Origin of the sequence: Streptomyces fragilis, assembly GCF_003112515.1 — a bacterium.
GTDB classification, from domain to species: Bacteria; Actinomycetota; Actinomycetes; order Streptomycetales; family Streptomycetaceae; genus Streptomyces; species Streptomyces fragilis.
The window spans coordinates 1131094-1144858 of sequence record NZ_BEVZ01000004.1 but is presented as its reverse complement, the minus strand read 5'-3'; the positions used below and the strand labels follow the sequence as shown (position 1 = coordinate 1144858).

The 13765-nt window shown below is 72.8% G+C and carries 11 protein-coding genes; 8 read left to right on the top strand and 3 right to left on the bottom strand.

Annotation, left to right across the window (positions count from 1 at the left end; all coding sequences use genetic code 11):
• Positions 1-89 precede the first annotated feature (89 nt).
• Positions 90-1670 (bottom strand): helix-turn-helix domain-containing protein, encoded by a 1581-nt coding sequence (locus Sfr03f_RS18350; protein WP_108954935.1) that lies wholly within the window; start codon positions 1668-1670, stop codon positions 90-92.
• A 224-nt stretch (positions 1671-1894) separates the two neighbouring features.
• On the opposite strand from Sfr03f_RS18350, the gene Sfr03f_RS18345 reads away from it, so the two are divergent.
• The 4 genes from Sfr03f_RS18345 to Sfr03f_RS18325 all read left to right on the top strand — a co-directional run bounded on the left by Sfr03f_RS18345 (position 1895) and on the right by Sfr03f_RS18325 (position 5322).
• Complete coding sequence (locus Sfr03f_RS18345; RefSeq protein WP_108954934.1) at positions 1895-2653, top strand: DUF4232 domain-containing protein; 759 nt, start codon at positions 1895-1897, stop codon at positions 2651-2653.
• A 152-nt stretch (positions 2654-2805) separates the two neighbouring features.
• Complete coding sequence (gene hemB, locus Sfr03f_RS18335; RefSeq protein ID WP_108954933.1) at positions 2806-3798, top strand: porphobilinogen synthase; 993 nt, start codon at positions 2806-2808, stop codon at positions 3796-3798.
• Positions 3799-3957: 159 nt separating this feature from the next.
• The gene (locus Sfr03f_RS18330; protein ID WP_372514394.1) at positions 3958-4836 is read left to right on the top strand and encodes an SAM-dependent methyltransferase; all 879 of its coding nucleotides are present in this window, start codon (positions 3958-3960) and stop codon (positions 4834-4836) included.
• Positions 4837-4905: 69 nt separating this feature from the next.
• Positions 4906-5322, top strand: a complete 417-nt coding sequence (locus tag Sfr03f_RS18325; protein WP_174721602.1) for a hypothetical protein — start codon at positions 4906-4908, stop codon at positions 5320-5322.
• 27 nt (positions 5323-5349) lie between these two features.
• Here Sfr03f_RS18325 and Sfr03f_RS18320 read toward each other — a convergent pair whose 3' ends face one another.
• Entirely contained in the window at positions 5350-6171 is an 822-nt protein-coding gene (locus tag Sfr03f_RS18320; protein WP_108954930.1) for a DUF4253 domain-containing protein, read from the bottom strand.
• A 176-nt stretch (positions 6172-6347) separates the two neighbouring features.
• On the opposite strand from Sfr03f_RS18320, the gene Sfr03f_RS18315 reads away from it, so the two are divergent.
• From Sfr03f_RS18315 to Sfr03f_RS18305, 3 genes are read left to right on the top strand one after another with little or no spacing between them, the layout of a single operon-like run.
• Positions 6348-6788, top strand: a complete 441-nt coding sequence (locus Sfr03f_RS18315) for a hypothetical protein (protein ID WP_108954929.1) — start codon at positions 6348-6350, stop codon at positions 6786-6788.
• Between the two features lie 17 nt (positions 6789-6805).
• Complete coding sequence (locus Sfr03f_RS18310; protein ID WP_108954928.1) at positions 6806-9112, top strand: hypothetical protein; 2307 nt, start codon at positions 6806-6808, stop codon at positions 9110-9112.
• A 29-nt stretch (positions 9113-9141) separates the two neighbouring features.
• Positions 9142-9786, top strand: a complete 645-nt coding sequence (locus tag Sfr03f_RS18305) for a hypothetical protein (RefSeq protein WP_159105669.1) — start codon at positions 9142-9144, stop codon at positions 9784-9786.
• Between the two features lie 56 nt (positions 9787-9842).
• Here Sfr03f_RS18305 and argS read toward each other — a convergent pair whose 3' ends face one another.
• The gene (argS, locus tag Sfr03f_RS18300) at positions 9843-11633 is read right to left on the bottom strand and encodes an arginine--tRNA ligase (protein WP_108954926.1); all 1791 of its coding nucleotides are present in this window, start codon (positions 11631-11633) and stop codon (positions 9843-9845) included.
• Between the two features lie 212 nt (positions 11634-11845).
• Here argS and lysS point away from each other — a divergent pair, with 212 nt between their 5' ends.
• On the top strand, positions 11846-13615 hold the full coding sequence (lysS, locus tag Sfr03f_RS18295) for a lysine--tRNA ligase (protein ID WP_108954925.1): 1770 nt from the start codon (positions 11846-11848) through the stop codon (positions 13613-13615).
• The last annotated feature ends 150 nt before the right edge of the window (positions 13616-13765 follow it).

Here is a 13765-nt window from a genome sequence, read left to right as displayed (position 1 = left end):
CCCACAAAAAGGTGGGTACTGCCGCCTGCCTGCGGTGCGCGGGACGGCCGCCGTCACGGATGCGCCGAGGCGGCCGGGGAGGCCAGGCCCTAGGCGAGGGGGCGGTTCCAGGCGGTGGCGCCCAGCGGGTATTCGTACCGGGGGCGGCCGGTGTTGCCGCTGGTGCGGAACGGTCGGCCCTGGTCGTCGACCCGGACCGTCCCCGACCGTCCGCCGCTGGACCACTCCAGGTCCAGCGCCCAGCTCACGTCGTGGGCCGAGGCGTGCGCGGTGACGTACACGACCAGGGGCTCGGCGGCGCTCACCTTGTAGGGGAAGGCGCCCTGGCCCCCCTGCGGCCGGGCCGTCGGGCGGGGGTCGTCGAGGCGGACGTCGAAGGACTTGGTGGTGACGTTGCCGCCGCAGCCGACGCCCATGGTGTAGTCGTTCCACGGCAGCGGGGTGGAGGACCTGAGGACCCGGACGTGGATCGCGTCGAGGACGACGGTCTGCTCGCCCTTCGCCTGGAAGGTCAGCGCGACCATCTGCTCGCGCGCGGAGACGGCGCCCATGGCGGCCACCCACCCGGGCGCGTCCGGCTCGGTGGGCGGCGGGCCCATCTCGGCGGGCGGCCGGTTCACCAGGTAGTGCTGGCTGCAGGGGCTTTCCCACACGTAGGGGCGGGTGGAGACGGTGAGCGGCGTCCCGGTGACCCGCGGGGCGGCGGAGGCTTCGGGGAGCGGGGTGGGGGCCTGCGGCTTGTCCCTGCCGTCCTTGCTCGCCGAGGCGGACGGGGATGCGGACGCCGGGTCCTTGGCGGAGGCGTGGGTGGGGGCGGGGTTCCGCGCGGACGCGGACGCGGCCGCGCGGGCGGCGGTGCGGTCCGGGGCGTGGTCCTCGTCCTCCCCGTGACGGGCGACCAGGGTGCCAGTGAGGACCACCGCGGCGACGGCGGCGACGGCGGAGCCGACGAGCAACCGCCGGCGGGCGGGGGAGTGAGGGGCGGGGGCGTCCGGTTCGGGGCCCGCCCCGGCCTCCGCCTCGGCCTTCACCGGGGAGTTCGCACGGACGGAGTCCGCGACAGGCCCTGCCGGCCGGAGGGCTGCCGGGGCACCTCCCGCCCGGTCCGCCTCCGCGGAGGCGGCGACCGGGGAGGACCCTGCGGCGGCATCCGCGCCGGCTCCCGCCGCACGGGCGGCGTTGGCGGGACCGGCGGCCCCGTCGGCTGCATCGGCTCCTGCGGCGTCGGTGGCCTCAGGGGATCCGGCCGCCCCGCCGGCCCCGCCGGCCCCGCCGACCCTGCCGGCTCCGGCAGCCTCGGCGGCGCGGGCGGCTCCGGAGGCCCCGGCCGCTGCGGCGGCACCGGCAGCGTCACCCGCGGCCGCGTCACCCGCCGCCGGGTCACCCGCTGCCGCGCCCCGCGCCGCGGGGGCAGGGCGCCTGCGCGCGGCGTCGGCGAGGATCCAGGCGCGGTGGAGGCTCACCAACTCGTCCGCGGACGCCCCGCACACGCGGGCGAACCGCTCGACCGGCGCGTACTCGGCCGGGACCGCGTCCCCGTTGCAGTACCGGTGCAGCGTCGACGTGCTCATGTGGAGCCGCTTGGCGAGCATGCCGTAGCTGCGCCCCGAACGGTCCTTCAGTTCCCGCAGCCGCCGTGCGAACTCCGCGGTGTCCTCTGCCCCCGTCACTGTCCCTCTCCCCCTCGTCCGTCGTCCGGGACGTCCCGTCCGGGCGTTCCAGGCGACCGCGTTCTGGCTGGTCAGGGCGTCGGGAACGTTCCAGCGTCCCGTACGCCCCGGCCTCGGCGCCGGTGGGACGAATCCGCCCACAAGCTGTGGTCATCCAAGCACGCCGCTCGGCCCGAACGGTCGAGCGGTCCGCCGAACCGCACCGTCATGAGAGGTATTTCGCCATGCGTGTTCTCACCTTCCGCCGCCCCCGCGTCCGTGCCCTGGCCGTCGCGACCGCCGCGTTCGCCGCCTTCTCGCTCACCGCCTGTGACAGCGGCGCGGACGCCGGCTCCCCCGCCCCCTCCCCGGAGGGCTCGCTCCCCGCCGCCACCGGCACCCCGGACGCCGGCACCGACGCGAAGCCGGCCGGCACGGAGAAGTCGACCGATGGCGCCTCCGGCACGGGCAAGGGAGCCGGCTCGTCCACCGCCTCCGGCTCCACCGGGAGCAAGGGCTCCGGCGGGAGCGGCTCCACCGGCGGCTCCGGCGAGAGCGGCGGCTCCGGTTCCGCCAAGGCCCCGGTGACCTGCACCACCGCCAACACGAAGATTCGCGTCACCGCCGTCACCCGCCCGATCAACCACCTCCTGATCACCGCGGTCAACACCGGTGACGCCCCCTGCTTCGCCTACCATGCGCCGCTCCTGCGGTTCGACGACGAGCAGGCGGCCGTCGCGGTGATGGACGGCAGCAAGCCGCAGGCCGTGGTGACGCTGGAGCCGGGTCAGGCCGCCTACGCCGGGGTGATGACCGCGGCGGCCACCGGTGAGGGCGAGGGCGGCCGCACCGCCCGCAAGGTGACGGTCACCCTGGCCGGCCGCTCCGGTGGCGCGGCCTCCGGCGCCGCCACCGTTTCGCTCCCCTCGGGCAGCGTGTACGTCGACAGCACCCACACGGTCACCTACTGGCAGCAGGAGATGGACCAGGCGCTGGCCTGGTGACGCCGCCCCGACGTGCCCGGGGCTTCGGCCGACGAGGCCCCGGCACCCCGGGGCGGGGCTGCGGGGGTGGCGCGCGTCCCCCGGGCCGCCTCGGGGGTGGACCGACCGGACGTCGGCAAGACGTCCCCTCCCGCGGGCGTAGCGTGGAGGGTATGACGACGTACGGATCCTTCCCCGGTACGCGGCCGCGGCGGCTGCGTACGACCCCCGTGATGCGGCGCATGGTGGCCGAGACCCGGCTGCACCCGGCCGACTTCATCCTCCCCGCGTTCGTGCGGGAGGGCGTGAGCGAGCCGGTGCCGATCAGCTCGATGCCGGGGGTCTTCCAGCACACGCGGGAGACCCTGAAGAAGGCCGCCGCGGAGGCGGTGGAGGCCGGGATCTCCGGGATCATGCTCTTCGGCGTCCCCGCGGACGACAAGAAGGACGCCCTCGGCACCTGCGGCACCGACCCGGACGGCATCCTCCAGGTCGCCCTGCGCGACGTGCGGGCCGAGGTGGGCGACGACCTGATCGTCATGTCGGACCTGTGCCTGGACGAGTTCACCGACCACGGCCACTGCGGCGTGCTGGACGCCGACGGCCGGGTGGACAACGACGCCACGCTGGAGCGCTACGCGGAGATGGCTCAGGTGCAGGCGGACGCCGGCGCCCACGTCGTGGGCCCCAGCGGCATGATGGACGGCCAGATCGGTGTCATCCGCGACGCGCTGGACCAGATCGGGCGGGAGGACGTGTCGATCCTCGCCTACACCGCGAAGTACTCCTCCGCCTTCTACGGCCCCTTCCGCGAGGCCGTGGGGTCCTCGCTGCGGGGCGACCGCAAGACGTACCAGCAGGACCCCGCCAACATCCGCGAGTCGCTGCGTGAGCTGGCGCTCGACCTGGAGGAGGGGGCGGACATGGTCATGGTCAAGCCGGCCGGTCCCTACCTGGACATCCTGGCGCGGGTTGCCGACGCGGTCGACGTGCCGGTGGCGGCGTACCAGATCTCCGGCGAGTACTCGATGGTCGAGGCCGCGGCCGAGAAGGGCTGGGTCGACCGTGACAAGGCGATCCTGGAGACCCTGACCGGCATCAAGCGGGCCGGCGCGCGGAACATCCTCACGTACTGGGCGGTGGAGGCCGCGCGCATGCTGCGCTGACCCCCGCCCGGCCGACCCCCGGCCCACCAGACGGGACGGGGCGGACCTGCGTGAGGTCCGCCCCGATCTTGGCGGAAAGAGGTCCCGCGCCCCGCGCCCGCCTGCCGCTAGGTTGTCGACGGGAACCGGCACGGCATGCCTCGGGGGAGGGGATGTCCCATGTCCGACGACGTGTGGCGCAGGATCGACACGAGCCGACCGCACCCGGCGCGGGTCTACGACCTGCTGCTGGGTGGCAAGGACCACTACGAGGTGGACCGCGCGGCGGCCGCGGCCGCCTGCCGGGCCCACCCGCGGGGCTACCTCGACGTCCGCCACAACCGGGACTTCCTGCGCCGCGCGGTCACCTCGCTGGCCCGCGACGAGGGCCTGGACCAGTTCCTGGACATCGGCTCGGGCCTGCCCACGCAGGAGAACGTGCACCAGATCGCCCAGCGGTTCGTGCCCTCCGCGCGCGTCGTCTACGCCGACAACGACCCGATCGTCCTGGCGCACGCCCGAGCCCTGCTGACCAGCAGTCCCGAGGGCCGCACCGCCTACGTCGAGGGTGACCTGCGGGCGGCCGACGCCCTGCTGGAGCAGGCCTCCGCCACCCTCGACCTGGACCGTCCCGTCGTCCTGGTGCTCGCCGCCGTCCTGCACTTCGTCGAGGACGCCGACGCCCACGGCGTGGTGAAGCGGCTGACGGACGCGCTGCCCTCCGGCAGCCGGGTGGTGCTCAGCCACCTGTGCCACGACCTCAACCCGGAGCGGATCCTGCCCGTCGCGCGGACCATGCGGGAACGCGGCATGACCTTCGTCCTGCGGGACAGGGCCGGTGTCGAGCGCTTCTTCGACGCCAACGGGCTGGTGGTCGAGGAACCGGGCATCGTGCCCGTCCACCGCTGGCGTCCCGACGGCGCGGCCCCCGTGCCCGAGCAGCCGGCGCCGGAACTGCTGGCGTCCATGGAGCCGGTGGACCGGCTGCGGTACGCCGACATCAACGACGTCACCGACGAGGACATCAGCGTCTACGGCGCCGTGGGACGCAAGCCGTGAGCGGGGCGGGGCGGTTCGGCGGGCCCGGACTCCGCGCGGTCCGGCGCGCCGGTCACCACACCCGGTCCCATGCCGCGTAGGGCACGCGCGCCGCGCCGTCTGGTCGCCGACGGGCGGGAGTACCGGTGGGTGCACAGTCACAGCCACCGGCGGCCGAACGGCGGCCCGCCCGTCGACTGCCGCCAGACGCTCACGCTGACGTACCGCCCCGGGGAGCGTGCCGTCAGCCGGTTCCGCATCGTCTTCGACCAGGGCCCCGGCCGCTACGTCCCGGGCGGCGGCTTCACCGGCTCCGGCGACGTCGGGTTCGTCCGGGGGGCCGGCCTCAACCTGCACGAGCCCGGCGCCGTGCGCGCCCTGCTCCAGGTGGCGATGCGCCACGGCTGGCAGCCGGACGTGCCGGGCGGGACGACTGCCGACGGCTGGAGCCTGCTGGAGGAGGCGGCGGCCCTGCGGGAGCGGGAGCTCGCGTCGAAGGCGGTGTAGTGCGCGGGTCTCACCCGCGACGGGCGCTCAGTCCCACCAGAACATCCACAGGTGGGTGTTCAGGACGGCCTGCTCGGCGTAGTGCTTCAGGGGGGAGATGCCCTGGTCGATGTTGTCCGGGCAGAAGGCGTAGTGCTCGGCGGCCACCGCCTCCGCGTGCTCCTGGGTGCTGGGTGGGGAGGCGACGGACAGGACCAGCTGGTCGAAGGTGAGGGCCAGGACGCGGGCGCCGAAGCGGTCCTCCCAGGAGCGCAGGACGGCGCAGAGGCGGGCCACGTCGTTCTCGTGGTTCAGCGGGCCGGTCCAGCCGACGGCCGCGGGTATGTCGGCGCTGCGGCGGGCCGGGACCAGGGCGGGGCGCACGTCCCGCAGCCAGGGGACGCCCTCCACGACGAGGTCCGCGGTGTCGGCGGCGTCGCTGTCCGGGTCGGTGCGGGGCGCGGCGGCGGGAGCGAGGCCCTGCCAGGCGTCGGACCGGGCCCCCGCCCCGTCGGACCGGACGCCCGCGTCGTCGGGGCCGGCGAGCTCGGCGTACTCCTCGTAGCCGGACCAGTGGTCGGCGAGGACGGCGGCGGGGTCGTGGTCGCCGGGGTAGGTCGTCCTGGCGGGGTCGAGGCCCCAGTCGGCGGGCTCACCGTGCCCCGTGCCGACGTCCAGCAGGACGGGCAGGAGGCCGAGGTTGCGTCCGGTGGCCCGGAGTGACGCCCAGTCGCCGACGGCGGCGGGTGCTTCGCCGTACCAGAGCAGCGGCTCGTGCCACGGGCCGTCGACGGTCGTGTCGACGAGACGGCCGGGCGGCAGCCGGAGGGAGGCGGGCGGGTTCACGAGGGCGTTGGGAAGGCTGGCCATGGGGTCGGACTGTAGGGGGCGGCACCGACAGTCGGGCCTTGGCGGTGGGGAGTTGACTTGTTCGCACCATCACTCTGTATGTCTTGTTCACACCTTTTGACACGAGGTGCCCGGAACTGGTCTGCTGCCTTCACGAAGCAGGGCTGCGCGAGTGCAGGGGCGGAACGGGGCAGGGCATGGCCTGGAACGAGTGGGAGCGGCTCAAGGGGGAGGCGGCCGCGCGACAGGGGGCGGACGACCTCCGGGTGCATCAGGACGATCTCGGCGCGGTCGGGCACGAGGCGTTCACGCTGCACGAGGAGCTGTGCAGGGTCGCCGACGTCGGGAGCGCCGGTGCGCAGGGGGCGGGCGGTGCGGGCGGCGCGGGAGTGACCTGGCGGGCGGCCGCGACGCTGAGGTCCTCCGGCTTCGCGACGGGCGGCGCGCTGGCGACCACGCTGGAGATCTGGTCCTCGCAGGTGAGGACCGTGCTGCAGGCGACGGCGCACATCTCGAACCACCTCGCCCACAGCCGGAAGGCCCATGCCCGGGACGACGCGGAGATCGGGGCCCTGCTGACCGGGCGGGACGGGTCGTCGGCGGTGCCGGTGTCGGTGCTCCAGACGTACTTCACGTAGAGGGACGGGCAAGGGCGATGGGGCTGTCGTTCTCCGACCTGTACCAGGTCGACCTGGGTGTGCTCGGGGATGCCGCCGAGGACTGGAAGCGGGCGGTCGCCGGGTTGCGGGCGTTGCGGGAGCGGGCGCGGGACGGCCTGAAGGCCAAGGCTGACGCCGCGCGTTGGGCGGGGGTGAACGCCACCGTCTCGCGGGAGTTCGTCGGAATGACGGTGAAGGAGATCGGCGACCTGTACGGCGAGGCCCGCAGCGTCCACCGGGCGCTGAGCGACGCCCACGCCGACCTGTCCGGTTGCCAGCAGCGGATGCGTGCCGCCGTGGACCGGGCGACGCGGCTGGGCCTGATCGTCAGCGAGAGCGGGGGCGGCCGGGCCCGGTGCCACTTCGTGGACGCGCCGGGGGTCGCCGCCGCGCCCGAGAAGTCGGCGGAAGCGAAGCGGAAGGCGGTCGAGGAGGAGATCAACCGGATCCGTGACGTGGCGGCGGAACTGGACGAGAACGTCGCCGCGACGCTCGCCCGGATCCACGGCGGCGACCGGCACGACGCCGACGGGCGGTACCTCACGGTCGACCGGGTCGAGATCGAGCGGGCCGCGCAACTGGTCGCCCGGGCACGGGATTTGGCCGAGCGCGGCGAGACGCTGAGCGAGGCGCGCCTGCGGGAGCTGGACCTGATCCTGGAGGGGAACGCGGGCGACGCGGAGTTCGCGACGGGCTTCTACCGGTCCTTCGGGAAGCCGGAACAGGTGCTGGAGTTCTACGGCCGGATGTCCCTCGACGGGACGGAGGGCGACGACCCGAGCCGGCTGGCCCTCACCCGGCGGCTGCAGGAGGGGATGGGGTTCGCGCTGGCCACGGCGACGGACCCGGACAGCCGGGTGCACCTGCCGGCCGGCTGGGGCGAGGAGTTCCGGCGGCTGGGGACGCAGCCGGTCGCGGTGAACCCGCTGGGGCCGATGCAGCCGCTCGGCTACCAGGTCCTCGGCGGGCTGCTGCGGCACGGGGAGTACGACCCGCGGTTCCTGGTGCCGATCGCTGAGCACGTGACGCAGTTGCACCATCGGAGCCCGCACCTCTTCGAGCAGGCGAACCCGGGGGCGTTGGGGGAGGATGGCGACCTCGGCTTCAACCCGGGGGGTGGCACGGGCAACGGGTACGACCCACTGGCCGGTGTGCTGGAGGGGCTCGGACACAGCTCGGAGGCGGCGAAGCGGTTCTTTTCCGACGCGGCGCCGACCGTGTACCGGGAGGACGGCACCGTGGACCCGACGGCGAAGCTGGACTACACGTACTTCGACGAGCTCACGAGGGCGGACTTCGACTGGCCCCTGGATTCCTTGGCGAGCCCCGACAGCGAGAAGGGCAAGGCCGCGGCGGCCCACGGCCCGGATGCGCTGGGCCATGCCTTGGAGGCGGCGGTCACGGGCACGCCGTGGGACGCCGCTCACGGAGGGCTGCCGCGGGACCCGGAGTCGGTGGAGATCATGCGGAAGGTGATGGACCGGTACAACATCACGAGCGACGCCCCGCCCCCGGACGCGATGATGGACAGCCTCGGGCGCATGGGTGCGGCGTACATCGACGAGTTCAACTACGGGAGTTACGGCGTCGGTGGCGGTGACCTCGCCAACCGTGAGGCGATCTTCGCGTCCTCCAGCAGGCTCGGGCCGGAACCGGCGTTCGGGGAGACGGACATCGCGAACTTCCTCATGCTGGCCGGTGGTCACGAGGAGGCCTACGGGACGTTGAAATCCGCGCAGTCGCTGTACGTGGCGAGCGGCCTGGCCGCCCTGGAGGACGACCATGGCCGGGGCAGTCTGTTCGCGCAGAACACGGCGGAGCTGCACGGCATGTTGGACGAGTCGCGAGCCCATGCCGTGCGGCAGGGGTTCAAGGACATCGAGGAGGAGAAGAACCTCGCGGGCGAGCAGTCGGCGGAGTGGCGGAAGACCGGCGTCAGCGCCGGAGTGGGAGTGCTCGTCGGTGCGGGGGCGGCGCTGATCGCCGGACCTGCGGCCGGCGCGGTCACGGCTGTGGCGGTGCCTATGTTCATGGAGTCCACCGGCTCGACGGTGAGCACGGCGTACGGGACGCACACGTTGCAGTACCTGGAGGCCAGCGAGTTCAAGAACGACGGTCAGGCGATCGTCGAGGCCGCGACTGTGACACGGGTGGGGTTGGAGGCGGCGTGCTCGCCTGTTGAGCGGTACGCCCGCGAGTCGGGCATGGGCTCGGCGGAGAGTGGTCAGCTGAATCAGAACGTGGGCTCGGCCTACTCGCGAGGGCTGACCACGATCAGTGAGAAGGAGAAGGCTCTGCAGTGATGCCGGGAACAGGGCGGGGCCTGGTAGCCGTGATCGGCGCAACGACTCTGGGCGCGGTACTGGCCGGCTGCGGGACCCTTGCCTTCGACAGCGAGACGGACAAGCGACCGTCTTCCACGCCCGCGCGGGCGGGGTGCGACGAACTGCTCGGGCGTGAGCGCGTGGATGCCGTGATGCGCGGCATGGGCGGTGGCGAGTTCGAAGTTCGCAGCCCTTATGTGCAGGTTTCCCAAGCTGCGGAGGCGGTTGGGTCGGTGGCGGCTAGGTGGCGGCCTGGCGCATTCATCTCGGTCGGCGCAGGAAGCGAGCCGTGTGTTCTTGACCCGTCGGAGCACCCCGGACGCTTCAGGGTGAGCATCCACTGGAGCCCTTTCTCGATCGACCTGCTCGACAAGAAGGTGCCCGATGAGCCCTACGAGCCGGTGGGGCACGGGTCGTACGTGCAGCACAGCAAGGTGGATGGCCGTGTCCTCCGCCTGGCGGTGCCCTGCAAGGTCGCAGGCACCCACGCGGAGCAGTTGAAGGGTTTGCCCCTGGAGGTCGAGGTGGGTCTTCTCGGAGTGGACGATGCGGACGTCCGGTTGCAGGGTGATGCAGCGATCCACGCCGCCCGGCAGATGGTGAAGCACATCCCCTGTGAGAACCGGCCCCGGATCCCGGACTCCCTCGGGTGAACGGTGAGGCCCGCCGCGGGGATCGCGGCGGGCCTCACCTGTGAAGGGCCGGGGGACTACAGGCGCTCGGGGGTCTGGATGCCCAGGAGGGTCATGCCCTGGCGGAGGGTGCGGCTGGTGAGGTCGCAGAGGAAGAGGCGGTTCTCCGTCTGCTCGGGGGTGTCGGCCTTCAGGACCGGGCAGTCGGCGTAGAAGGACGTGAGGTGGGACGCCAGCTGGTACAGGTACGCCGTGAGCTTGTGCGGCGCGTACTCCGCGGCCGCCTCGGCGACCAGGTCCGCGAAGGCGTCGAGGTGCAGGCCCAGCGCCCGCTCGGCGGCGTGCAGTTCCAGCTCCGGGTGGGCGACGGGACGGGCCTCGCCGGCCTTGCGGAGGATGGACCGGGCACGGGCGTAGGCGTACTGGAGGTACACGGAGGTGTCGCCGGTGAGCGAGACCATCTGGTCGAGGTCGAACTTGTAGTCGCGGTTCGCGGACGTGGAGAGGTCCGCGTACTTCACCGCGCCGATGCCGACCTGCGCGCCGCGCTCGGCGATCTCCTCCTCCGTGAGCTCGATGCCGCCCGCCTCGGCCTTCTCCCGCACGACCGTCGCCGCCCGCTCGGACGCCTCGTCGAGGAGGTCCTCCAAGCGCACCGTCTCGCCCTCGCGGGTCTTGAACGGCTTGCCGTCCTTGCCGAGGACCGTGCCGAACTCCAGGTGGACGGCCTTGACGGCGTCGCTCAGCCAGCCGGCGCGGCGGGCCGTCTCGAAGACCATGCGGAAGTGCAGGGCCTGCCGGGCGTCGACGACGTACAGCAGCGTGTCGGCCTTGAGGCCGAAGACGCGGTCGCGGATGGCGGACAGGTCGGAGGCGGCGTAGCCGAAGCCGCCGTCGGCCTTCTGGACGATCAGCGGGACCGGCTTGTCGTCCTTGCCGCGGATCTCGTCGAAGAACACCACCAGCGCGCCCTCGGAACGCACGGCGACGCCGGACTCCTCGAGCATGCGGGCGGTCTCGGCCATCATCGGGTTGTACGCCGACTCGCCGACGATCTCGTCGTCCGCGACGGGCATGTCCAGCTTGGCGAAGACGGAGTAGAAGTAGATCTTCGACTCGTCGACGAACCGCTGCCACAGGGCGAGGGTCTCCTCGTCGCCGGACTGCAGGGCCACGACCCGCTGCCGGGCACGGGTCTTGAAGTCCTCGTCGGAGTCGAAGACGGCCCGTGACGCCTTGTACAGGCGGTTGAGGTTGGACATCGCCTCCTCGCCGGCCGCCTCGACGTCCGTGGAGGGGTCGGCCTCGTGGTCCAGCTCGTGCGGGTGCTCGATCAGGTACTGGATGAGCATGCCGAACTGGGTGCCCCAGTCGCCGATGTGGTGGCGGCCGATCGTCCTCTCGCCGGTGAAGTCGAGCATCCGGCGCACCGCATCGCCGATGACGGCGGAACGCAGGTGGCCGACGTGCATCTCCTTGGCGACGTTGGGCTGCGCGTAGTCGATGACCGTGGTGCCCGCGTCCTCGCGCTGCGGCACGCCGAGGCGGCCCGACCCGTCGGCGGCGCGCGCGGCGAGGTTCTCGGTGATCGCCTTGTCGGAGACGGTGACGTTGAGGAAGCCGGGGCCGGAGACCTCGACGTCCGCGATCAGGTCACCGGTGACGACGTGCTCCACGACCTGCGTCGCCAGCTCGCGCGGGTTGGCCTTGGCCTTCTTGGCGAGGGCGAGGATGCCGTTGGCCTGGTAGTCCGCCCTGTCGCTTCGTCGCAGCAGCGGGTCCGCGGAGGCGGCCTCCGGCAGGGCAGCCGAGAGGGCGTCCGCGAGGCGCGCGTGGACGGAGGCGGTGAGGGACTTGACCGAGGTCATGGAGTGGGTGCCGTTCTCCTCGAGGGATGGGTGTGCCCGCCCAGTATCCCATCGCGCGGGGTCCGGCCGCCTCGCCGTTTCGCGGGCGCGCGGCGAGGCGCGTGGGGCGGGAGGGAAAGGCGTTTTCACGGTGGGGCCCGCACCTGGGAGAATGGGGGAACGGCCGCGCGGGCGTCGCGGCGGCCGGGCGTCTCCCCTCAGGAAAGAAGGACGTGCCGATCGTGGCTCAGAGCACCGAGACCACCGACTGGGTCTCCCGTTTCGCGGACGAGGTCATCGAGGAGTCGGAGCGTCGGGCCCCGGGCAAACCTGTCGTGGTCGCGTCCGGTCTCTCCCCGTCGGGGCCGATCCACCTCGGCAACCTGCGCGAGGTGATGACCCCGCACCTGGTCGCCGACGAGATCCGCCGTCGTGGCCACCAGGTCCGGCACCTGATCTCCTGGGACGACTACGACCGGTACCGCAAGGTTCCGAACGGCGTCGAGGGCGTCGACGGGTCGTGGGCCGAGCACATCGGCAAGCCGCTGACCTCGGTGCCCGCGCCGAAGGGCTCCGAGCACCCGAACTGGGCCGAGCACTTCAAGGCCGCGATGGTCGCCTCCCTGGGCGAGCTGGGCGTGGAGTTCGACGGCATCAGCCAGACCGAGCAGTACACCTCGGGCGTCTACCGCGAGCAGGTCCTGCACGCGATGAAGCACCGCGGTGACATCGACGCGATCCTGGACCAGTACCGGACCAAGAAGAAGGACCCGGCCCAGGAGCTCAAGCAGAAGCAGCAGAAGCAGCAGAAGCCGGTCGACGAGGCCGAGCTGGAGGCCGCCGAGGGCTCCGGCGCGGCCGAGGAGGACGACGGCAGCTCCGGCGCCGGCGGCTACTTCCCGTACAAGCCGTACTGCGGCGGCTGCGGCAAGGACTTCACCACGGTCACGTCGTACGACGACGCGACGACCGAGATGAGCTACACCTGCACGGTGGAGTCCTGCGGCTTCTCCGAGACGGTGCCGCTGAGCGAGTTCAACCGCGGCAAGCTGGTCTGGAAGGTCGACTGGCCGATGCGGTGGGCGTACGAGGGCGTCGTCTTCGAGCCCTCCGGTGTGGACCACTCCTCGCCGGGCTCCAGCTTCCAGGTCGGCGGCCAGATCGTCGGGATCTTCGGCGGCGAGCAGCCGATCGGCCCGATGTACGCCTTCGTGGGCATCAGCGGCATGGCGAAGATGTCCTCCAGCAAGGGCGGCGTGCCGACGCCGGCCGACGCGCTGAAGATCATGGAGCCGCAGATCCTGCGGTGGCTGTACGCGCGGCGCAAGCCGAACCAGTCGTTCAAGGTGGCCTTCGACCAGGAGATCCAGCGGCTCTACGACGAGTGGGACCGCCTGGAGGCCAAGGTGAAGGACGGCAGCGCGCTGCCGGGCGACATCGCCGCGTACACGCGCGCCGCGTCGACGGCCGCGGGCGAACTGCCGGGCACGCCGCGTCCGCTGCCGTACCGGACGCTGGCCTCGGTCGCCGACATCACCGGCGGCCACCAGGACCAGGCGCTGCGCATCCTCAGCGACCTGGAGCCCGAGCACCCGCTGTCCTCGCTGGACGAGGCGCGCCCGCGGTACGACAGGGCCGAGGCGTGGATCAACACGCAGGTCCCGGCCGACCAGCGGACCATCGTGCGCGAGGAGCCGGACGCGGAGCTGCTGGGCTCGCTGGACGAGACCGCGCGGCAGTCGCTGCGGCTGCTGCTGGACGGGCTGGACGACCACTGGTCGCTGGACGGCCTGACCCACCTGGTCTACGGCGTGCCGAAGGTCCAGGCCGGGTTCTCGGCCGACGCGACGCCGAAGGAGCTGCCCGCGGAGATCAAGACGGCGCAGCGCACGTTCTTCGTGCTGCTGTACCGGCTGCTGGTCTCCAGGGACACCGGTCCGCGGCTGCCCACGCTGCTGCTGGCGGTGGGCGCGGACCGCGTGCGGCGGCTGCTGGGCGCGTAACGCCGAGGGCGTTCCACCTTGCCGGGGCGGCCCGGGTGCGGGGATTCCCCGCACCCGGACCGCCCTCGCCCGTTTCCGGAGCGGTTCGGGGCGGTCGTCGGCGGCGGTGACAGGGCGGAGGGGCCCGTTGTCAGGGTGGGTGATCATGCC